The 22,691-nt window shown below is 34.8% G+C and carries 25 protein-coding genes and 1 pseudogene; 1 reads left to right on the top strand and 25 read right to left on the bottom strand.

The window, feature by feature from the left end; translation table 11 throughout:
* Positions 1–338: 338 nt before the first annotated feature.
* The 24 genes from GEZ85_RS06415 to GEZ85_RS06305 all read right to left on the bottom strand — a co-directional run bounded on the left by GEZ85_RS06415 (position 339) and on the right by GEZ85_RS06305 (position 19,462).
* Complete coding sequence (locus GEZ85_RS06415; RefSeq protein ID WP_150923174.1) at positions 339–1,049, bottom strand: hypothetical protein; 711 nt, start codon at positions 1,047–1,049, stop codon at positions 339–341.
* Between the two features lie 49 nt (positions 1,050–1,098).
* Positions 1,099–1,713 (bottom strand): hypothetical protein, encoded by a 615-nt coding sequence (locus GEZ85_RS06410; RefSeq protein WP_153209790.1) that lies wholly within the window; start codon positions 1,711–1,713, stop codon positions 1,099–1,101.
* Between the two features lie 30 nt (positions 1,714–1,743).
* On the bottom strand, positions 1,744–2,454 hold the full coding sequence (locus GEZ85_RS06405) for a hypothetical protein (protein ID WP_153209789.1): 711 nt from the start codon (positions 2,452–2,454) through the stop codon (positions 1,744–1,746).
* Positions 2,451–2,798, bottom strand: coding sequence for a hypothetical protein (locus tag GEZ85_RS10365; RefSeq protein ID WP_228112208.1), 348 nt, complete (start codon positions 2,796–2,798; stop codon positions 2,451–2,453). The genes GEZ85_RS06405 and GEZ85_RS10365 overlap by 4 nt, the downstream gene beginning before the upstream one ends.
* Positions 2,779–3,342 (bottom strand): T7SS effector LXG polymorphic toxin, encoded by a 564-nt coding sequence (locus tag GEZ85_RS10360; protein ID WP_228112207.1) that lies wholly within the window; start codon positions 3,340–3,342, stop codon positions 2,779–2,781. The genes GEZ85_RS10365 and GEZ85_RS10360 overlap by 20 nt, the downstream gene beginning before the upstream one ends.
* A complete protein-coding gene (locus GEZ85_RS06395; RefSeq protein ID WP_225306607.1) occupies positions 3,332–3,598 on the bottom strand; it encodes a DUF4176 domain-containing protein in 267 nt (88 codons plus the stop codon). The genes GEZ85_RS10360 and GEZ85_RS06395 overlap by 11 nt, the downstream gene beginning before the upstream one ends.
* Positions 3,599–3,642: 44 nt before the next feature.
* On the bottom strand, positions 3,643–3,945 hold the full coding sequence (locus GEZ85_RS06390; protein ID WP_070478089.1) for a DUF4176 domain-containing protein: 303 nt from the start codon (positions 3,943–3,945) through the stop codon (positions 3,643–3,645).
* A gap of 2 nt (positions 3,946–3,947) precedes the next feature.
* Complete coding sequence (locus GEZ85_RS06385; protein ID WP_070478086.1) at positions 3,948–4,511, bottom strand: hypothetical protein; 564 nt, start codon at positions 4,509–4,511, stop codon at positions 3,948–3,950.
* Positions 4,508–5,065 (bottom strand): hypothetical protein, encoded by a 558-nt coding sequence (locus tag GEZ85_RS06380; RefSeq protein WP_153209788.1) that lies wholly within the window; start codon positions 5,063–5,065, stop codon positions 4,508–4,510. The genes GEZ85_RS06385 and GEZ85_RS06380 overlap by 4 nt, the downstream gene beginning before the upstream one ends.
* A gap of 2 nt (positions 5,066–5,067) precedes the next feature.
* On the bottom strand, positions 5,068–5,640 hold the full coding sequence (locus GEZ85_RS06375) for a hypothetical protein (RefSeq protein ID WP_070478083.1): 573 nt from the start codon (positions 5,638–5,640) through the stop codon (positions 5,068–5,070).
* A gap of 12 nt (positions 5,641–5,652) precedes the next feature.
* Positions 5,653–7,119, bottom strand: a complete 1,467-nt coding sequence (locus GEZ85_RS10355; RefSeq protein WP_228112206.1) for a T7SS effector LXG polymorphic toxin — start codon at positions 7,117–7,119, stop codon at positions 5,653–5,655.
* Positions 7,109–7,762 (bottom strand): DUF4176 domain-containing protein, encoded by a 654-nt coding sequence (locus GEZ85_RS06365; protein ID WP_153209787.1) that lies wholly within the window; start codon positions 7,760–7,762, stop codon positions 7,109–7,111. Before GEZ85_RS06365 ends, GEZ85_RS10355 begins: the two co-directional genes overlap by 11 nt.
* Positions 7,759–8,043, bottom strand: coding sequence for a hypothetical protein (locus tag GEZ85_RS06360; protein WP_000228616.1), 285 nt, complete (start codon positions 8,041–8,043; stop codon positions 7,759–7,761). Before GEZ85_RS06360 ends, GEZ85_RS06365 begins: the two co-directional genes overlap by 4 nt.
* 8 nt (positions 8,044–8,051) lie before the next feature.
* Positions 8,052–8,447 carry a YwqH-like family protein gene (locus GEZ85_RS06355; RefSeq protein ID WP_084877113.1) on the bottom strand — a complete coding sequence of 132 codons (396 nt, stop codon included), beginning with the start codon at positions 8,445–8,447 and terminating at the stop codon, positions 8,052–8,054.
* Positions 8,448–8,772: 325 nt separating this feature from the next.
* On the bottom strand, positions 8,773–9,084 hold the full coding sequence (locus GEZ85_RS06350) for a DUF4176 domain-containing protein (protein WP_153209786.1): 312 nt from the start codon (positions 9,082–9,084) through the stop codon (positions 8,773–8,775).
* A complete protein-coding gene (locus tag GEZ85_RS06345) occupies positions 9,084–9,881 on the bottom strand; it encodes a hypothetical protein (protein ID WP_153209785.1) in 798 nt (265 codons plus the stop codon). The genes GEZ85_RS06350 and GEZ85_RS06345 overlap by 1 nt, the downstream gene beginning before the upstream one ends.
* Positions 9,882–9,912: 31 nt before the next feature.
* Positions 9,913–11,382, bottom strand: coding sequence for a hypothetical protein (locus tag GEZ85_RS06340; protein ID WP_153209784.1), 1,470 nt, complete (start codon positions 11,380–11,382; stop codon positions 9,913–9,915).
* A complete protein-coding gene (locus GEZ85_RS06335) occupies positions 11,379–12,029 on the bottom strand; it encodes a DUF4176 domain-containing protein (RefSeq protein ID WP_153209783.1) in 651 nt (216 codons plus the stop codon). The genes GEZ85_RS06340 and GEZ85_RS06335 overlap by 4 nt, the downstream gene beginning before the upstream one ends.
* A 1-nt stretch (position 12,030) precedes the next feature.
* Positions 12,031–12,303 carry a hypothetical protein gene (locus tag GEZ85_RS06330; RefSeq protein WP_153209782.1) on the bottom strand — a complete coding sequence of 91 codons (273 nt, stop codon included), beginning with the start codon at positions 12,301–12,303 and terminating at the stop codon, positions 12,031–12,033.
* Between the two features lie 11 nt (positions 12,304–12,314).
* Positions 12,315–12,722 (bottom strand): YwqH-like family protein, encoded by a 408-nt coding sequence (locus GEZ85_RS06325; protein WP_153209781.1) that lies wholly within the window; start codon positions 12,720–12,722, stop codon positions 12,315–12,317.
* A 42-nt stretch (positions 12,723–12,764) separates the two neighbouring features.
* Entirely contained in the window at positions 12,765–17,210 is a 4,446-nt protein-coding gene (gene essC / locus GEZ85_RS06320) for a type VII secretion protein EssC (protein ID WP_153209780.1), read from the bottom strand.
* Positions 17,211–18,410: a type VII secretion protein EssB gene (gene essB, locus GEZ85_RS06315; RefSeq protein ID WP_061590470.1), complete on the bottom strand. Its 1,200-nt coding sequence runs from the start codon at positions 18,408–18,410 to the stop codon at positions 17,211–17,213.
* A 9-nt stretch (positions 18,411–18,419) separates the two neighbouring features.
* Positions 18,420–18,677, bottom strand: coding sequence for a hypothetical protein (locus GEZ85_RS06310; protein ID WP_061590471.1), 258 nt, complete (start codon positions 18,675–18,677; stop codon positions 18,420–18,422).
* Between the two features lie 494 nt (positions 18,678–19,171).
* Entirely contained in the window at positions 19,172–19,462 is a 291-nt protein-coding gene (locus tag GEZ85_RS06305) for a WXG100 family type VII secretion target (RefSeq protein WP_049492928.1), read from the bottom strand.
* 181 nt (positions 19,463–19,643) lie between these two features.
* Here GEZ85_RS06305 and esaA point away from each other — a divergent pair, with 181 nt between their 5' ends.
* Positions 19,644–22,373 (top strand): type VII secretion protein EsaA, encoded by a 2,730-nt coding sequence (esaA, locus tag GEZ85_RS06300; RefSeq protein WP_153209779.1) that lies wholly within the window; start codon positions 19,644–19,646, stop codon positions 22,371–22,373.
* Here esaA and GEZ85_RS10350 read toward each other — a convergent pair.
* Positions 22,353–22,691: pseudogene (locus tag GEZ85_RS10350) on the bottom strand (hypothetical protein); the annotation flags it as partial. The gene esaA and the pseudogene GEZ85_RS10350 sit on opposite strands and share 21 nt — an antisense overlap.

The raw sequence follows: 22,691 nt of genomic DNA, 5'->3' as shown, positions 1-22,691 counted from the left end.
CATATGAATCTTTCTAATGAGTTGTTTTGTCGCTTTTCATTATAGATCTTATGGGACTTTTTTTCTACAACAAAATAGGCTCCATAATATCCATAGGGGATTTACCCACTACAAATATTATAGAACCTAATAATCAAGCCTTGATACAAAGAGGGATTGTTGAGCACCTCTAATCCTCCTGCAAAAAACGCCAAAAATGCTATAGGATATATAATAAAAATCCCATTTAATACCCCCCACAGAGGAACTGGTCCGTGGACACTCCTTCTTTGAAGTTCAAACGTTTTTTTAATTCGTTCCAGTATCATTTAAACCATCCTCTCATACCTTTTAAAACTTTACTTTTTAAACCTATCTCTGTCAAACTCTCTGTTTGAAATCATATCTGGGTTTACTTTTATATGCTTGATTGAAGCTGTTTCTTCAACATAATGACGGTGTTGGTAGGCATAGATAATATAAAGCCATGTTCGGTACAAATAAGGCCCAAAAATCATGAATAATAAAGACATCCCCCATCCCATAAAATAATCATATCCAATCATCCCTAAAAAAATAAAGCAAAGCGATAAAATTACAGGAGGTCCAAATAAAAAATTATAGACATTTTTGATGGCCTTTTCTGATAAAATTTCTTCAGAATCTAAGTTGACCAGACAAGTCCCAACAATAACAACTATAATAGCAAAAATAAGGGGGAGGAAAATTTTCAAACTAATAAAACTATGATCCCCACTTAAACTGCTAAAAGCAATGATGGCATAAACATGGCCCGTCAGATACATGAGATAGGTTCCAAAGCTAGTTAAAATCCCTCGCTTAAGATCCAAAAGAAAAACCAGATTTAAAATCCAAACAACAATCCCTGTAATAATCAAGCCTTGATGTAAGGCAGGATTTTTTAAAATCCTTAATCCTGCAAGCCAAAATCCTGTAAATACCAAGGGATACAAAATAAAAATCCCATTTAATACTCCCCAAAGAGGAACTGGTCCATGGACACTCCTTCTTTGAAACTCAAAAAATTTTTTGACTCTTTCAATAATCATTTAAACCATCCTCTCATACCTTTTATCAGGCTATTGGCGCCTCAAAACTTTATACATCTGACCTATGTCTTAATGGATAAAGTATATACCCCCACGAAAGAAATAGAAAAGGTGAAAATAGCAATTGTAATCCAAATAATAACCAAGAAGCAGCAGGGTTTCCTATTAAAATAAGTAAGATAACTGAAATTACAATAATAGCTCCTGGGATACCAAAAATTACACTAATAACTTTTTCTTTCAGCACTTGCTGACCATCAACACCACCTAATAATAGCATAAGAAGAAAAATTATTATTGGATATAAAAATATTGCAAATAAGTGAAATAAAAGGAATTGTTCTCCTCCACCTAGTCCTATTACAGCAAAGGGACCAGTTATATATGTAACAACACCCATAATATAGGTAATTAGTCCCGTTGCAAAATTACTTTGTAACTTTGACATTAAAATAATTACAAAAGAAAGTAACTCTAAAACTACTGCTATGATATTTATAGAACTGAAAACATATTGATTTACTAAACTATTTGCTGTCATAAAGAACATGAACATTATCAAAGGAAATATAACAAATACTTGGGTTAATGTCCCCCACATCGGAACAGGTCCCTTAGCATTATTTAATATATCTATCAATGTTCTATGAAATCGTTTCTTCATTTAAACCATCCTCTCATGCCTTTAAAAACTTTACTTTTTAAATCTATCACTGTCAAATTCTCGATTTGAAATCATATCTGGGTTTACCTTTATATGCTTGATTGGCCTTGTTTCCTCAACATCATGACGGTGTTGGTAGGCATAGATAATTATAAACCATGTTTGATATAAAGCAGAGCCAAAAATCATTAACAATAAGGATACTCCCCACCCCATTAAAAAATTATATCCAATGATAGCTAGAAAAATAAAGCAAAGAGATAAAAGTATTATCGGTCCCACTACAAAATTAAGCATAATTTTTCCAGCCTTCTCCGAGATAATTTCTTCAGAGTCCAAGTCAACCAAACAGCTCATGACGATAATAATTACAAGCGCGTAGATAAGGGGGAGAGATAACTTTAGAACAATAAAGTTATGGTCCCCACTCAAACTACTAAATCCAATAATGGTATAAACATGACCAGTCAAATACATGAGATAGGTTCCAAAACTGGTTAAAATCCCTCTCTTAAGATCTAGTAAAAATACTAGATTTAAAACCCAAACAACAATCCCTGTAATAAGCAATGTTTGATACAAAGAGGGATTGTTGAGAACCTCTAATCCTCCTGCAAGAAAAAACAAAAATGCCAAAGGATATAAAATAAAAATCCCATTTAATACGCCCCAAAGAGGAACTGGTCCCTTTATTCTACTTCTTTGAAACTCAAAATATTTTTTGATTCTTTCAATAATCATTTAAACCATCCTCTCATGCCTTTGATCAGGCTATTGGCACCTTTTTTCAGGTTATCAGTGACATTAAACTTTTTATCAAGCCAGTTCAAACCAGCTACAGCACCTGCGGATGCTGCAATCGCTACTACTCCAGTTGCCCAAGCAGGGGCTGTTGCAACACCTAATAGACCTAACCCAACACCTGCTAGCGTTGCTCCAACGCTAGCTCCAGCAATCCCTGCAACAGTTGTTCCCGCTGCCTTAGCCGCATCTATCACAAAACCTGTCGCCTTACTAGCCTCAACTTCATTTCCTCTCAATCCTTGACGTTTGGCCTCTTTTTCATTATAGGGTAGCGATTTCACTATTTTGCATATCGATAAGGTCAAAGGTATCTGTCTTTAAAAGAACACTATTAAAAGCTTCCATGTTCTTTATGGTATCATCTAAACTCTTGACTGCTTGACTATAGCTCGTATTCACACTATCCAAACTAGGATTCGTTAACGTCAGAATATCACCAATCCCTGCATAGATAATTAGTGCCTCACTTGAAATTTTATTCAAATCATTAACAGGATCTTTTATACGTTGCTTGAGGCTCTCTAGATATTCTGTATGAATAATCGCACTAGTATTAGTCTCTGACACAGTATCTTGGAATAATTTCAAAATCCCTTCATAGCGACTGAAAATACTATCCAAGGTATTGATATAGTTATCGACCAGTGGTATCTGATAGTTGGTCACTTTCTGGTTAATGGCATCCTTCACTGCCCCTTTGAGGCTATCAGTTGAAACGACCTCTGATAGACGACTTCTCGAAACAGAAAGCTGTGATTTAATACTCTCAACAGAGATACTCAACAACTCTTTTTGTAACAGAACTTCCGATACATCAATCTTCATTCACTTCCTCCTTAACATAAACACTGGATACCATACCTGCATTTAGGTATTCCTTACGCAGAGCTTCTTGGCAGTAGTGTTCATCCACGGTATCCGAATATCCTTCTGATACAACTCTTTTAATAAAAAGATTACTTATAAGCAAAGGAGAGATGTCAAATCGTAGCCCAAACGGATAGCCATGACCAACATAATCCACGTAATGTCCGTTTGCCAAATCAACTCGACGACCTGAAATGACTACAAAAAAGTCCATCTGTTCGCTTGTACTCCTTGTTCCTATCTCTAAATCTACTTTTTCTATATGTTATTTAACTTTAAGTGAGGGTATTTAATATTTTTTTGTTCCTTCTCAAAAAGCTGTTGAGCGCTTTTTTCTTGGTCATCAATATACCCCTCAAACCAAACTTTACTTATATCTTCTTTGTTAAAAAAATAACATTGATTATCCGTATTTCCATTTGGATATAAACATGCCGAATAATCGAAATAACCAATTGTCCCTTGATTATTATAGAGTGGAAAACGAGATAAAATCATTAACTTCACTTCTCCGTTATGAAGTTGAATCACACTTCCGATTGGCAATATTTTATCATTCATTATTAACTCTCCTTATTACTTAATTCTTTGTATAACTGTCTCAATATCATGCTGCGTTTAATCAATTTGGTATTTAAAATAGTGTATACGATAAAATATGATGATAAAGTTAATACAAGACTAATATAATTACCCGAACTTATAAAAATTGCAGCAGTCACTATTCCTATAATCAAAAAACAGAGCATCGTTATATATAATATTAAAACATTCCTTTTTTCTTGCTTTAAAAAGTTTTGATAGTTTCTTAAATCAATTTGAAATTCTTCTAACTCAATGACACGATTTAAAACATAATAAAGTAATAAGCTACTACCAATACTAATGATAATATAAGCAAGGACCAAAGACAGCAACCGAAAATCTGTTGGTACTTCCCCATTTTTACTTATACTTCTTAAAACAATATATAAAACAAGAGCAATTGAACTGTAACCAGTAATAGCAGTTGCTCCATTGATTTTATCCTTTATTGAATATAACAGTTGATGATTTTCATTGCTATAGTAGACAGATTTTCCCTGATATATACCTAGGACAATGAAACTCTTAGTTTTACTTTTCAAAATTTCCTTTCTAAATTATAAGTTTTATACAGTCCATTTATGATTTTTCCTCTTTGGAATACTTTATTATAAAAGAACATAAAATATATAGTCATAAATAAAACTGAAACAACTCCCCATGAAATATTGCCATATGTGATAAAGAGGTATGCAAAGAATATTATAATTAGTGGTAATATGATAAGAGATAAATAGGTAAAAAAGACATTCTCTCGCTCTCTTAACACGAAGTCTCTCATTGCTTTTTCCTCTAATTGAAGTTTTTCAACTTTCCTCTCACGATGGTACGTAACATAACAAACAACAAAGGCTATTATAAAGGAAATCAGGATGCCTATCATTAAAAATTGATATCTTCCCAGAATGGTTAAATAGTATTTGGAATTAACTTTTCCAATTATGACATAAATAATCATGACCATGCTACTGCCAGCAGTTTCTAAAAAAGAAGTCTTTTTTCTTACTATATATAAACTAGAATCTTTTTTATCAAAATAAACTGGATTTTTATCAATTGTTCCTATAGGAACCATATTTTTTAAATATCTTTTCATGTCTAATTATCATAATAGCAATATTTTTTGTACAACATATGAACCACTTTAAATCTCTGTATTGGTTTCGTGTTTAATAACAATAGGGGGAATATAAAAAATAAAATGGCTAAAAACAAAAACAAAAAATTAGAAGTCAATAAATAAACTATAGAAAAAAGCACTGGAGGAAGAAATGCCAATAATATAATTAGATGGCTCTTAACTATATTTTTCTTCTCATTTTTAAGAAAAGTTATCATATCAACGTTTGAAAGCACAAAAGGACTAATAATTAATTCTTCATTCAAAGCTGGTCTGTAGAGGAGTTTTGAGACAATGATCATTAGAAAAAAACCAAAAATCAAGGGCCAAAAACCACTGAATACCTGAGCCTTTGTTACTTCTCTTACAAGAACATAAAGAATAAGTGCTGCTCCTGTCGAAAAAGCGACAGGAGACGCTTTAAACTTTGTTTTAGAATGACCTAAGAACATCTTGTCTGTTTTCTTATCAAAAAAAACTGTTTCCCCTTCAAAATTACCAATTCCTACAAATTCAACGTCCTTTAACTTTATAATTTGATTTTTGTCCACGAGAATCTCCTATCACTGAAATACAGTTCCAATACCACTGAAAAAGTCAGATACTGCATTACCAACACCATCTATGATTTCCTTACCTGTTTTTACTACATTATTTGTTATTTTTGTGACTTCCTTTCCAACAGTATTATCATAAATCATATCAAATACAGCATTGCCTGCAATTGATAAACCCACTCCTACTATAAACCCTGTAGCAGCTCCAACAATACCACCTACAGCAGTTCCTGCAATAGGTATAACACTACCAATAGTAGCTCCAATTGCTGCTCCTGTATTCATACCAATGGTCATAGCTCCAGTCGATATTGCTGCATGAGCCCCACTCTTAATAACAGCATTCGGAACATTCTCACCAGCTGAAACTTGTGTAGTGAAATCAATTGCAGGACCGATAAATGACATCGCCCTACCTATTTCAGGACCAGACTTGGCAAAAGTTTCAATGCCTTTACCCATGCTTATAAAAGATCCTGACGCGACATTACTTACATTATCAAATATATTAGGAGGAACTATACCATTAGTTCCGAGGTTAATAAAACTTCCAAGTGAATCGCTTAATTTATATAAACCATTAATCACCCCTCCCACAACAGTAGGGGTCTTTTCCAATAATTTAACCCAGCCCTTATCTCCAAACACATCAATACTATTCATGATTGACTCATTGGCGAAATTATTTTTTAAATCATTTGAAATTACATCAGAATAATTTTGATAGTTCGAAGCTACCGTCCCACTATACTTAGACTCGGCAAGTTGTTTTGCGAGAGCATTTTGGTACTTCACAGCTTTGGAGTTGCTATGGATAGCTGTGTGTATCTCTGAAACTGAGTTTTTAAACCAAGTTCGATTATAATAATTTCTCGATGCGGGGTTCCCATATGGAAGAGGGGCATAACCTGATAGGGTAGCGATTTCACTATTTTGCATATCTATAAGGTCAAAGGTATCTGTTTTTAGAAGAACACTATTAAAAGCCTCCATGTTCTTTATGGTATCATCTAAACTTTTGACTGCTTGATTGTAGCTCGTATTCACACTATCCAAGCTTGGATTCGTTAACGTTAGGATATCACTTATCCCTGCATAGATATTTTTCGTCTTACTGGAACTACTCTTCAATCCCTCGATCGGATCTTTCATCCGTTGCTTGATGCGTTCTAGGTATTCTGTCTTAATAATGGCACTGTTGTCAGTCTCTGACACCGTGTCTTGAAAGAGTTTCACAAGTCCATCATAGCGACTGACAATGCTATCTAGGGCATTGACATAGTTATCAACCAGTGGTATCTGATAGTTGGTCACCTTCTGGTTAATGGCATCCTTCACTGCCCCTTTAAGACTATCGGTTGAAACGACCTCTGATAGACGGCTTCTCGAAACAGATAGCTGTTCCTTGATACTATTTACCGAAATAACTAACAACTCTTTTTGAACTCGAACTTCGGATACATCAATCTTCATTCACTTCCTCCTCTGCGTAAACACTGGAAATCAGTCCTGCGTCTAGATAGTCCTTACGCAGAGCTTCTTGGCAGTAGTGTTCATCCACGGTATCCGAATACCCTTCTGATACTACTCTCTTAATCAAGAGATTGCTTAAAAACAAGGGGGAAGTGTCAAAGCGTAATCCAAATGGATAGCCATGACCGATGTAGTCCATATAATGACCATTATCCAAATCAACTCGACGACCTGAAAGAACTACAAAAAAGTCCATCTGCTCGCTTTCAAATGACTCAACCAAGTCCTTAGGAAGAAGCTCACGATCAAGTTCGACAACACTACCCAAAGGATAGATACGACTTAAGCAGAGATCCACATAGGAAGCATACTGGATAAAAAGCGAACGAGGTAAGGTGACTTCTTCTTGGAGACGACGAATCCGCACGAGTTCTTTTTCATAGAAAAACTCCAACGGCGCCCCTATCATTGGATGATAATGATAACTAGGTTCGTCATTCATAAAAGCTATATAACAGGCCCGAAAAACATCTGGATGTCCTGATAGGGTCATCGCTACCGCTGTCAATACTTCCTGCTCCTTTTCAGATAGGCTACATCTAGACAAAGCTCGGGCGAATAAAATCATTTGTTCTTCCTTCATGGTAGCAACCCTCCTGATGCAATAGCTCCTGCTTCATGCGCGTCATCATCTATCTTATTCTGTCCTGCTTGTTCCATTTTTAGAGCATCTGAGCTGGTAAAATTTTTCAAAGTAACAATAGACTTGTTAAAGTGCTCCAAAACGTCATTAAAAGTGGTAAAAGGGGTAAGATCTGTGCGACTAAACCGCATATCACTTAGTTTACCGATTCCTGTAGTTGATGTAGAAACATCTCTTGTAATAGTGTTCCAACTGGATTGATTTACACCTGTATCTACCATTTCTCTCCCTAATCCTCCATATATTCATAGACACGAGCCTGATGATAATATGATGCTATTGCAGACTGTAGTTCACTTGATTGAGTTTCCAGACTACGTATCTTATCCTCAATAGCAGTTTTATTATTGTTATGGCTATCTCGAAAATTAGTAATATTCGTTCCTAAATTATAAAAATGACCTTCAAAATCTTGCTGACGACTCCCCTTAAAACTAGAGGAATCTAAAGGAAGAATCTGACCTAAAGATCTTGCACGATTATCAATAGACTGTATCTCACTTGCTAAACTACTGCTAGCTTTTCTTAATCTAGATATTTTCCCGTCAACTACACTTTTTGCTCTTTGAGCTTCAGCAGCTTGTCGACGAAATCTAGCTGCAATTTGTTTATAATACGACCCCATTTCCCTTCTCCTTTTTATAAACTGTACTTCATTTTAGCATATTTTGCTTAGAATCAACAACCCATATACATATCCTTTTGATTAAACTTACTCCCTTTGAATCAATCCCCAAAAGTGAGAACTCCTATAGTTAACTTTTGGGGAAAGGCTCTTATCAAGTTCAAGCGTGAAGGGTTGCTGATGCCAACCATGCCTCCAATTGCAGAGTAAGCTATTGTCAGGTCTGGATATTTATATTACATCAGTGACCAGTCTACCTAAATCTTCATTATAACATTTTCTCACCATATAGAAAATCCTAGAATGAAATTCTAGGATTTGTATGTCATTTTTTGAAGTCTTCTATGGTGAAGTGGTCATAGGTGATTTTTGAAACTTCCTCATCATAACGACTCAAAAAGTCTTGAAATCTATGATCAATGTAACCAAAGAAGAGCACTTCATCAATATCCTCTTTGTTAAAGAAGATAATGTTTTGATTAACAAGCCCTAGTGGAAGACTGACCGCTCCAAAGTCAAAATAACCTTGCTTGCCGTCCTTTTCAGTAACTGGACAATGATTAATAATCATGACAGGCTCCACACCTTCTCTCACTCGAACAACACTTCCAATCGGTAAAGCCGTACGTTCTGACATCAGTTTTCTCCTTCTAAATATCTCTTCGCTTCCTGAACATAAAAGAGTTCTGGATTTTCATGGGCGATGCTTTCAAACAAACTACGAGAACGAGCTTCGTCTCCTTTTAATTGAGCGTTGAGGGCTCCATAATAAGAAAACATGATTCGAGCTAGCTTATTTTTAGGTTCGGTAGTGTCGAAGTAGTCATTCACTTCTCCATTGAGTATTTTTGATACTGGTTCAATTAAATCCAACATTCTATTTTTGTCAATTCTTTTAATTTTTTCCCAATCACAAGGTATTGAAAGTTTAGAAATATCATCTATCTCTCTTAAATGAAGATAGGATAATGATTCTATAAATACGATATTTAGTTCATAGATACGCTTTACATTCCATTTAGAACGTTTAACTCTTATTCGTTCAGTATATTGGATTGCCTCACTAAAATTTCCTTGATAAAACGAACATCTAGCCAAACCCATATTTAATGCATTTAAATTCCCTATTTTATTATCAGGACGCCTTTCATAAGTTTCAGTTAAAAGAGAAACATATTTTGTAAAATTCACTTGCTCGTATAAAATAACTTCTGCAACGTGATTTACTAAAAAATGAGTTATTACAACGATAATAGTCAGTAATATTAGAAATATAAGCAATAATGTAGTCACGACGGTTGATTTTACAAATAATAAACTAATTGCTGTTGCTATAATTGTCCAACGTAGATAAAATAAAATATAAACTTCCAGTATACTGCAAATTCTAACTGATGACCAATTCAAGATATTCTTAGAAATATTATCTAACATAAAAAACTCCTATAAAAAATTATAAACTAATTTATGCAAATAAACTAGCTAAATAAGCTAGCAAAGCACCTCCAGCTGTGACAAGTTCACCACCAAAGAGGAATGCAATCGTTACTACAACTCCAATTACTACTTCCTTAGGATGTTCTACAACCCAATTAAAAGCATTACCAACTAACTCACCAGTTGTATTAAAAGTTTGAGTGAGATGATCCACCGTCCTCACTCCCGTCTCGTTAGTCGTTTTAACTGTTGCGTAGTCTTGTTTGACCTGATTATGTTCCTTCACATAAGTCACGCGGTAGCCATCCTCTGACTTGGTACCAACCTCAACCGAGCGATTCTTGTAGCCAAAGCCAATGGAAAGGTTGGGGGCAAGTTTGCTATAGCTTGAACTAATCTTGTCTGCTAGACTGAACTCACCCGTTATAGAATAGTCCTTTAGCCCTATCTTCGTCTTATAATTGGGCTTTTCATCTAGGAAATCTGTACTCAGTCCCCCTACGCTATACTCTCCTTCTTGACTTAACTTACCATCTTTATATTTAGTGTTAAAAGTGATGGCACTTTCCCCTTTAAAGTGACCTTTTATCTGGATTTTGCTCTTGAGATAGTGCTGACCATCGTCATATACTGTGATCTCCTTCTCAAACGTAACTTCATTCCCTTTCAAGAAATCAATCAGCTCCTGAGGTTTCTTACCGCCATTCCCATGGGAGACAAGAGAGATCGTACGACCCAAGGTCTGTAGTTCCTGCTCACTCATCTGACTCAAGTCAAAGGCCGTTTCTGGATTATAATGTCGAATATAACGGATTAGTTCTTCGTGCAGAGTTTTAGAATTCTCGATCTGTTGATCCCGTAACTTCGTGTCCTTAAAAATTGCAAGGGCTTCTACATTGTGATAAGGGTCTGTCATAGCAACAGCTTTGCGAGACCGACTCAAACCACTTGCGATTGTGGAGAGGGTAGTGGTCACACCGTTCCCCAACAATTCACCATTAAATGATTCCATCCGACTTTCAGTTGTACGAAGAGATTGCAGGGCTTCTTCCTTCTGGCTTTTGATATCTGCTGTAGAAGGATTGCTGATGCCCACCATACCTCCAATTGCAGAGTAAGCTATTGTCAGGTCTGGATGGGCAATCAAGTTCAAAATCTCTTGAGTCGGTTTTCCCACAGCTGTTTTTAAACCAGAAAATTCTGACGTATCAATGACAGCAGCAGGACTATGCTCATCAACCAACTCCTGAAAGCGTAACATCAGCCGATCCCACTCATTATATAAACCATTGGCTAAATCATGGTAACTAAATAATAAAGGCAGGTTATAATTACTCAGTTCTGCATTAATCGCATCTTTGGTGGCAGAACGAAAACTTTCGGTGCCAATCAACTCTCGAGTCCCTTGAATCGCTGCTAGAATCTTATCCTCAAATCCACTTTTTGAACGATAAAGTCCCTCGCGCGCTATCAATAATTCAGAATACTTATATTTCATTGGCTAGCCTCCATTTGATAATTGTGAAAAGTATAAGAATCCAGATCCTTTGCAAGTAGTTGGCGACGTAGGTTTAAGACATGTTGTTCCTGAATATCATTCTTCTCTAGCCCCCTAAAAAGGACGGATGCAATCATGTCATCGGATATAACTAAGGTTTCTTGATTTGGAATCAAACCTTTTGGCCAAAAATATCCTGTGTAATCTAGATAAAATTTGTTTTCAATTGATACCCGTTGCCCTGTAATTAATACATAGATAGGCATTTCTTCAATAAAATCCTCAAGATCATCTTTGGGTAACTTTTCTCTATTTATTTGAATAACACTACCTAATGGCAGAATTTCTGTATAAATTTTATCAATTAATCCAAGTAAACGCACAAACTCAGATGTGGAAAAAAGCTGAGTTTCCCCAAGACGAGTGATAATAACCTCTCCCTTATTGAAGCGAAAATCAATACTTGCTCCAATTGTTGGATTGTATTCATAACTCATATCACTCTGAGACAAATTTGAAACCAATGTTCTAAATAAATCCGGTCTATAAATAATAGCTTTGGCGATTTGATCGATGAGTGAATTTGGCTTAAATCCAAGATAGGACTCTGTAAAATACTGCGCCCATAACATTTCTTGTGAAATCATCTTATCCTCCTCTAAAACCTGCAGCCCCAGCAGCATCATCAGACACTTTATTCGCTACAGCCCTAGACATGTTTCGTGTCTGATTTATTGAATTGCTTTTAAACGTTTTTATCGAACTGTTTAACTCATCTATCATCGTATTAATTTTAAGGAAAGGTTGTAAGTCATTCTCGCTCAAGGCAGGTTTTGAAAGATCGGACAAAGCATCAATTGATGAAGAATATGAAACAACATCAACAGACCAAATATTATAATCTAATTTTATTTCTCCCATAACTCTCCCCCTTAATCTTCATTTTGGCTTTGAAGATAAATATAAGTATTTAGTGATTGGCTAGCGTAATTCATACCAATTGCTAAATTAGAAGCTTCAGCCGTATAAGTTGAGATTTTTTGGTCAATCAAATCAATATTATTCTGGGTATTCTCCAACCATTGGGAAATCGATCCTTTTAGCGTCTCTATTTTATTATTAAAATCATCTCTTCTATTTCCAGCAAAATTAGAAGTAGCTTTTGCCTTTATCAAATCGTATTGAGACAATTGTTCTGAAATTGCGCTTTTCTTGCTCTGTATTTTACTCTTATTCTGTTTTAGAATACTAATTTTATTTAATATACCTGCTCTTTCACTAGACATTGTTGAAATCTGTTGTCGTAAAGAGTAAATCTCATAACTGTAATCACGAGACATAGCTATATCTCCTTTGTTTTTTATCAACTTATGTTAAAGATTCTATCCATTATCTGTAACCAATCGTAAACGATAACCTATTCTACCCACAAAAAAGTTTGTCTCATCCTCTGCTACAACTGGCTCGCTGAAGCTCGTTTGTACTTTTGAAATATTTTGATCTTTGAACCTTGTTCCAACACATCCAGCAGGAACATTGCTCTTTAAGACCTTGTCAACATCTAAGTAGCCTACACTAATAGCTTGTTGTTCTCCCATAAATACAAAATGAATGTGAACTTTCCCGCTATTTCTAACAATCTTTTTAAATACATCCTCGGTTATTTTCATATTTAATAAAGCCCCTAGCATATGCGCCTCTGGGATAAATACGTACATCATTGAAGCCTCTTTACCATTGTGACGGCTTTCAATTTCTCCTTGAATATCGTTAAAGAAACTAGGTATATTATCTCTATCAATAATTTTATCAAATACTTCTGTTTTTTTGTAACTATTGTTGGTATTTAATAATATTTTTTCAATATTTACTAATCTATTCAGACCTGGCATCAAACTATTTTCACAATATTCCAATTGTTGCGGGGTATCATATAAGAATTCAAAATACCCATCTCTATCGGGAACAAACCCTTGAGGATCCGTTGTTTCTTTATCAAACCCTATTGGTAATTCTCCCCTCGACCACATCTCAAGTACTTTAGGATGATTACTAAAGTGTGTAAGCGTCACTTCATTTGGCAACATTGGGATTGGTTCTGGGCAAACTCCTGTCCAGCTTCTTGCAATCAACTTGACTTCTTCTTCCAAGTTATATAGGCGCTCAATGTCCCCTTCTCCACTTATAGGGAGATAAACCTGAATGGCATAAGGAATATCTTCTTTCAACTGGGCACGACCAAAAATTTCTTGCTGAATTAAAGCATCGCGTCCGATAATTTCCTTAGAAGCTCCTTCATCAACCAGGTAAAAGGCCAAGCGCGAGGTGATATTACTTGACATACTGATTTTAAGGCTATTTGAACGAAGTGCTGTCAAAATCACATAGCATCCAAGACTCGCTCCCTCACGTAGGAGGCGGTTAATCGTACTTTCAATGGCTTCTTCTAGTGGTGTGTCTTTTATAGTATCAAACCCGTCAAAAATAGTAAGAATAGCAGGGAGTTTCTCACCCGATTTTTGTTCGTATTGAGAAAGGCTTGCTACATTATAGAGGGCAAATTTTTCCTTGCGAATCTTCAACTCTTGGTCAATACGTTTTAAAAACTTAACCAGTTTTTCTTCTTCATCAAACCTTGTCAAATCAACTACATGAGGTAAATCTTTTAGTGGCAAGAGTCCATTTGTCCCAAAGTCAAATAAATTGATTTGTACTTGCTCTGGAGTATTCAAACGAGCGAGATTTAACACTAGAGTTTGAAGAGCTAGGGATTTCCCAAAACCAGGTGAACCATAGAAAACTGTATGCCCCATTTTTTCCAAATCAAAATGATAATCCTTCTGACGTTGCTCTGTCGGAATATCCATTCGAGCAAAAGGAACGGCCAATACTTTTTCGTCGGTCCAGTGAATATCTGTTTGAGGGGATATGATGGCTGTCTCTAGTGGTTCTAACCACGGTTTATCTGGCAGGTTGAGGGGAACAGTCTTGCTCACTCTTGCTATGTAGTTTACAACAGCTGAGAGTTCCGTGATTTCTTCCGTCTGATCAGCAGTATAATTTTCGTCCTTAGATAGGTCATCAGATAGTAATTCATATTGTCCTAGGTCATTTATCAACCAGATTCGTTCATCAACAACTTCTTGAACTCCCTCTGTTTGTGGGGCATACTGCGCACCACTCCATGCAGACTGGAACAATTCATAGATTTCGTTGTTTCCTACTTGTAGGTAAGCACGCCCTGGTTCAGTAATGCTCGCCGCATCTGGTGTTTTAATAATTTCATTTGAATCAGACTCATCTGACACTTTCAAAGCTAGTTTGAAACGCGAGTTTGACCATATTTGATCATTCACGACACCTGATGGCTTTTGTGTAGCAAGAATTAGATGGACTCCAAGCGAACGTCCGATACGGGCTGTCGAAACCAGCTCTGTCATAAATTCTGGTTCATGTTCTTTCAATTCAGCAAACTCATCACTAATAAGGAAGAGATGAGGTAATGGTTTGTCTGGATAACCTGATTTGTCAGTAGCTTGTTGACCTTCCTTATATAATTTAGTGTATCCATTGATATGGTTGACGCCAAATTGATTAAATAGTCGTTGACGTTTTTGTAACTCTGCTTTGATAGAAGCTAGGGCACGCGCACTAGCAGCTCCATCTAAGTTAGTAATAGACCCAAGCATATGTGGTAAATCTTTGAAAAGATTCGCCATCCCACCACCCTTGAAGTCAATGGTAAGAAATCCAACATCCTCTGGACTAAAATTCACAGCCATGGATAATATATAAGACTGAAGAATCTCCGATTTACCTGAACCAGTGGTTCCTGCTACGAGGCCATGTGGTCCATGTGCACGTTCATGTAAGTTGAGCTCCACCTGATCATCTTTCCCACGCAATCCTAATGGCACCGCTAACGTTTTAAAAGTATCCGCTTTGGACCATCTAGTCGCAACCTGTAACTCTTCAACTTCTTTGACTTGATAGAGTTCCAAAAAAGTAACAGATTTAGGAATCGTGTTCTTCTCTACTTCCATGTGTTTTAGATTTGCTAAAGTACGAATAGAATCTTCATAGCAATCCAACAGCGGATGGGGAATAAAGGTTTGAGCACTATAGGCACCTTCATCATTAATGATTTGACCTAGATTTTGATTCTTATATTCAATCAGAGTTGTGATAGTTTCTGGCAAAAGACGACGCGCCTCTTTCACCCAAATGACTGTTACACCCAACTCTGTCAAATCCTTGGCTAGATACTCATTCAAACTATGGCCAAGTAAATGGGAGTCATCCATAATCGTTAAGACATAATGAGGTTTAAAGCGCGCATCTTTTTCCCCCATTTCACGTTTGATTTGAGAACGTTTTTGAATAATACGGTAAAGCGAATTTAGAACAGCATCACGGCTTCTGGCATCGTGAACAAAACCACGAATATTTCGTTCCTGCATATTAAAATGAGGAAGAAAGCGCCACTCAGACCAATCTTTCTCATATCTCTGTTCTTGAACAAGATTGATAAAATTAACATCTAAGTAGCTATGGAACATTGCCATCTGTAAGAGCATATTATACACAGCTGTCCTAGTTACTTCACTGTTTCCAACAAGACCAACTGTCGCTTCAAAGATATTAACCGTGATCGGAACTTTCTTTTGCAAACTGTAGTCTTGCAAGACTGTTCGAGCAAACTGCGATATTTCATCTTTACTTTGCTCATCAAAATTTGTTTGCAGCTCTAGCTGGCTTAACCTATCACCTAAACCCAAAGACACCTGTAAGAAATCTTCATTATAGTCCATTCTCTCATAAATTCTTGAATCATACTTTGCAATCAGTTCAGTAATGGTTGAGATTGACGGTTGATTATAATGTAAAATACTAGTTTCTTCTTTGTAGTATTTTTCTAAGTCAGATACTTGGTTTAATAAATATGCCTCATAATCTTGAATTCGATTTTTTTCTTGTTCCTTGGTATCCTTTTTCTCTTCAAAATACTGACTCATAGTTGTCGCTGCTGTCAGGAGACTAAAGCCCCCCATCCCTAGCATCATTACAGGATTACCTTTTGTCCAAATTGAACTCAATGCAGTTAAAGTAAACATTCCTAAAGCTGGAACAATTGCTCTGATGAGCGAGTTTTTTGGGAGTCTAATCGGTTGAGGAGGTTGATTGATAATGATTTTCCCGCTATGGATAATAGGGTTAACTCTGGGACTCCTTCTATATTCTGGAAAATCCATCGGATACTCATTATTTTTTTCTTGTATCAGAATTTGATTCCTATTTAATTGCGGTTCTTCGAAGAGACATCCAATCTTCCACTGATTCTTTCTTTTTTCTATAAAATAATTAGAAACCTTCATTCGGTTCCCTAATTCAAACGGATAAAGTCCTCCCTCTTTGACTAGACGGTCATTTAAATAAATCGGAGATTCCCCAAGTGTCACCTGTACTTGATTATTTGAAAAAATAAGTTGGTTCGAAATTTTCCAACTAATATCAGCTGATTCTTTCTTGCTACAAATAAATCGCTGTGGTGGGAAAATATAACTGATAAAAATATCTTCCTCAGGAACCAACAAGGTTACAATTTCTTTATCAAAAGTAGATTTTCCTCTTTCTAAAGTCTTACCATTTCGATAGACTATTCTACCTTCTACTGTATACTCGTTAGTACCGACCTTCACCTTTTGTCCTTCAAACAAATCTATTTTCTCTAGATTATCTTGTTCAATCAACAAGGTATAAAGAGGTTTATGAAGCTCTCCTAATTGGTCTCCCAGCTGATGATCATATTCTAGCTTTTTTGCCTTCATTTATCGTTCACTCTTTTCTTTTGTTCGGTTGTCTTTAGGAGTTGTTGTTTCAGTAGATACTTTTGTATCACTACTATTTGTCGTAGCTTCTCCAATCTCAGCAGAAAGTTCTTTTATTTTCTTTTCATATTCTTCAAGTTTCTTTTGTTTTTCAGAACCATTCATATTGATGTCTGCCTTAACTGACTCGTATAGATTTGTATAAGCATGTAAAATCAATTGCGTGTCCCCGATATTTTGTGCCACATCTAGAGCTTTTTCAAATTTTCCACGTCCAAGATAAATCCAATAAGAAAAAATTGTATCATCTGTTGATTCTGTAATCGTATTTAAAATAACTTCCTTTTGCTTATCACTCAAACTATCTAAACGGACATAACTTGCTGCTAAGATATACTTGGCCTCCTTGGGCAATGATTCTGTACCATAATTTTTTAATGATTCAACTGTTTCAGAGTAATCTTTTCGCATGAAATTTGATTGTGCCATAATGACTGATGATTTTAGTGGCCCATCTTTAAACATAGATTTGTAAGTTGCAAAGCTTAAGACAAGTGTGGTTGTAGCAAGTAAAGCTCCCCCTATTAACAAAGTCTTCCATTTTTTCTTGTTAACCAACAAATTTGCTTTTGAACTCTCTTCTGATAGTTTGGCATACTTTTCTGCAATATAATTATTGACATCAGCTACACTCTCTAAGGGAATAATATCTTGTGCCACCTTTTCCTTTATTGCATCAATCCCATGGATGGCTAGTTCAAAATCTATCTTAGGTAGTAAAATAGAAATCATTAAAGCTTTATAAGATTCTAGATAAAATTCAGAACTATACTGTTGAGGTGCAAGTAATTTTTCAATTCCATAGTGTAACATTTGTACATTACTTCCAAAAATAATGATATTTTCAGGATGAATGTACGGAATTTTATAATCATTTTCAGAACGAACTAATACAGACATACTTTGTGCCAAACTAAAACGTTCAAGTTCCGTAGTTCTTTCTAAAATTTCTTCTTTAACAGTTTTAAAATACTCAGGAATCTTATACTGCAAAGAAAGAACTCCGTCTTTCTGTACTATTTCTACTGGACAATATTCTTGAATCAATTCAAGTTGTTCTCTACGATAACCTGATGAAGAAATTTGAACTGATATTTGATTGTCTTCTCTCACAAATTCTAGTCGATCTGCTTCAAACATTTTTTCCTCCTATGATACATCCTCAATCTCTATATAATCTCCATCGCTAACTGGATAAACAGCCAAGATATCCATTGGTTCGATATGGATTTGTTTGTTTCTAAGTTTGAAACAAAACGAACTATTTAGAGGTAAATTCAACTGTTCTCTAACTTTGGTATCTTTTAGTAATTCTTCTAATCTTAACCAAGTTAGAGATTTTGAAACTAGAATATCTATTTGTTTTGCTCTATAGTCTAGAGTTAACTTTATTTTTTCGTAATCCATGCCATTTCCTTCCTAAATAGACTCCCAACAAAACCATAAACAGTAAGAAAAAACTGGTAAATACATTTCCCATCCAATCCTTAAAAATTGAATAATTCCTTTGTTTAAAAGAGGATTTCTCCTCTATAGTGTATTGATTAAACAATGATGTTTGGACAACAGTAGTTTCTAGACGATAAATAGAGTGATTTTCACCATCAGTAAATATAGTCTGTTCTGCTCCCTGTATAAGTTCTTTGGTTGTTTGAGTTTTCTGGTCCACAACCTTTTGGGTACGATTTAAAAATAAATTTGGAGCATATTTGGATTCTATCCTATTTTTGACCGTTTCCTGTGTACTATTTGTAATGATATCTGTATCAAGTTTTAAGCTACCATCGTCTGCATAGACTAACACAGGAAATACTATACAAAGAATTAATAGGTACTTTTTAATGTTCTTCATCATAAAATAAAAATAAGCGTCAAGTTCCCCTGACGCTCCTCAAAATTAACTACAAACCAAAGCTTTGTGCATCTTGTTGGTCACGTTCAGCTACTGTTTGAGCATAGTTGTTCAATTGTTGGTTGATGCTCACTAGAAGCTCCTCAAATTTTTGAACATGTGTATACAACTGGTTGTATTGCTCAAGGTAAGCATTAAATGCTTGACCTTTCCATTGTGATGCCATTTCGCCATTTGTTCGATTAACAGTTTGTACAGCCTGTTCAATTTGTTCTTTAGCACTAAGATAAATTGCCGCCTGAGATTGTAACTGTTCTGGGGTTAAACTAATTACTGACATTAGTATTCTCCTTTAATTTTTATTTTTATTATTTTATCATATATTTTATTATTTGTCTATCATTTTATTACACTATATTCCATTATTACCCCAGAAAATTTAAAACTTAATAGTTCAAATCGCCCCCTTGTTTCAGATTCACATTAGTGATATAATAAACTATAAATGAAAGGGTTTATGTATGAAAAAAATAATCATAGGTGGTAGCATTTTTGTAACATTATTGGTCGGTTCTGGTGCTGCTTTTGTTTACTTAAAAAATCAAGAAGTTTCAATAACTAATAAAGTAAATGACCGTAAATTAAATATTGCTTTAGTAAATGAAGACACTGGTGGATCTTTAAATGGGAACACGTATAATTTAGGGAATGATTTTACAACATTATTATCCAAAGATAGCTCAAACCAATGGACAGTTATGACTCGCAATGTCGCTGAAAATCGATTTGAGAATGGTTCTGTTGACGTCATTGTATACATAGAACAACAATTTTCAGAGAAAATAGCTCAACTGGAAAGCTTTAACCCAGACCGAGCAAAGATAGCATATAAAACAAAATCGAATCTAGATCCTGTCAAATCTAAAAATGTAGAGTTACGTGTCGGAGAACATCTGAATACAATCAATCAAAACGTTATCAAAATGTACTTTTCGAGTGTCATTAACAACTTAGACGATGCAAAAAGAAATGTTGAAAACATTGTCAATGAGCAATCAGGAACACACTCTAAAATTTCTCAGTATATCTATACACCATCCAATCAAGCTAGCCAATCTATTACTAGTACTATGGATTTAGTTTCTGGTTTAGAAAAAAACAACTCTTCCTTCGAAGAACTTCAAAAAAATTTCTCCGAATCAGTTATAAAACTTTTAAATAGTACGGGTAATGACTTACAAACAAAACTTCAAGAGGTTAAAGGTAATTTTGATAGAGAAATAGAAAATTCAAAACAAAATGTCTCTACAACAAATACGATTTTAAAAGATCAATATGAAGAAACTGCTAAATTTGTAGAAAAGATAAATGATTCTGCATCAAAATCATTATCTCAATTTGGAAATAATAATGATACTCAAAAATCAGAAATTAGTAAATTTGAAGATTTGATTTCTAATTACCATAAAATTATTTCTGATTATCGAGATAAAACAAATGATAAAAAGACTGAATTAGAGAAGCTCCAAACTGAATTAGAAAAAGAGAAGAAAAAAGTAGAGTTATTTTACTTTGGAAAAGAAGGAGTGGATACTAAATCGGATTTAACTTCTGAATCCAAAGCAACGCTTGCAGCACAAATAAACAATAGCCTACAAGTAAAAAATTCTTTACCTGACACTTATCAAGATATGATTCGTTCAACACTATCAGAAACTAGTATCCAAATGTCTGACTACAAAGAATTATTTGCTAAATTACAGAAATTAAAAGTCTTAACCCCTAATCAAGTTAATGAATATACTTCAAAACTAACTTTAATTGAGAACTATTCTAAATTTGATAAAAAATTTACACCTATAACCGGCTTGCCTAGTTTTGAATTTTTAACAACAGAAAATGATAAATTAGACAAAATTACCGAAGAAATCCCTATCACAGTTAAACTTCCTCAAGCAGGGCAAGAAACTGCTACAACAGAGATTTCTTCCCCTATTTCAACTACCCCAAGTGATGCTTCCTCTTTAAATGTAGAATCAAAACCTGAAATCTCTAATGCATCAACTGAAACAAAAACATCAGCCGAAACAAAAACATCAACTGAAACAAAATACATATCACCTAAGGCTAAAATTTCAGTTACTGGAGATGCTAAATTAGTAAATGGTGAACAGGTTATTGCTGATGATAAGACCTATAAATTGACCATTTCCTATACTTTTGAGCCACATTATGGAAAAAATGATATATCTTTTGAGATACACATCGGAGACACAATAATCCCTATAAAACAAACCATCTATCGTAGTGATAAAGAGGAATCAGATGTACTTGTTAAAAAGGATTTAACACATATTTTTGATAAATTAAGTAGAATTAATCAAGCTGCAGGAATGATTAAAGCAATCTATGGAAATCCAAACAGTAGCTCTATAAACTTTTCTGCTTTATCACCTGATTCAGTTTATAATATGTATGGTAATATCAATCGTGAAGATATTGAATCGCAACTTTCAAATAAACAAATCACACAATTTAAACAATCTGGTCTTGAATTACTCGACGAAATTCAAAGGACTTCAAATTCGTTAAGAAAAATAACAAGTGAAATACCAAAATTGAATGAAACAGATTTACCAAATGATTATTTCAAAGTGGAAATCACAGATTTAACAAATTGGTATAATACATCAATTAAATCTTTATCAGAAGAATATGGCATATGGAAAGAAACAAAAGAAAAACAACTTGAAATTACAAATTCAACTTCTGAATCAAACAACAATCAATTAAAAGTTAAAATTGAGACACCTGAGCAACTGTATCAATCTATTCAATCACTAGTTACTATCACTTCTGATAGTTCAAAAATAACTAACAAGAATCATGAAGCTGTTGGAACAATGAAAGATCAATTCACTCAATTTAATAGCCAAGTTAAAACGATTAAAGATAATATTGACCGCACTATTTCAACAACAAACGAATTGATTACTACTGAAGCAAATGTTATTCAAGGAAATAGAAATTATGCAGATTCCTTCAAAACTGTTATGAAAAATATCCGTGATGGAGGAACCACTAACCAAAATGTTATGAGTTTCTTATCAAATCCTATAGAAACCAAAAAAGAAACTTATGCTACGCCTATTTCTGTAGAAAATAACAGATTATGGATAATTGTTGCTGTTGTTGTTTCTGGAATTACATCAGCTGGAATTACCTACTGGTTAACAAAGGAGAAAAAATAATTTCTTTATAAAAATATAATTAAAAAGAGTCTGGGACAATAGTCCCTTATCTCCAAAAAAACAACGGATTTGCCGTTGTTTCAGATTGAAGACAAACATCGTTTTAATGTTTGTCTTTTTTATATCTTCAGCGTTACTATTCTCAAAATAGGCTGAAATCTTTATCAAAATAGTTTTCAGAGAAAAATAAAAAGGCTTCCCCGCCATCACTTTTACCAATTTTTTGATATTCAGGCACGCCAAAGTAAGTCCAACTTTTGCCTTCATTTTGGACTTACCCACTTCTCTTGTATAACGTAGATTGTGGTATTCTTTGGC

The organism is Streptococcus mitis (assembly GCF_009496205.1).
In the GTDB taxonomy this organism is placed as follows: Bacteria; Bacillota; Bacilli; order Lactobacillales; family Streptococcaceae; genus Streptococcus; species Streptococcus mitis_BN.
Note: the sequence above shows the minus strand (reverse complement) of the source record. Positions and strands in the feature narration are given on the sequence as shown.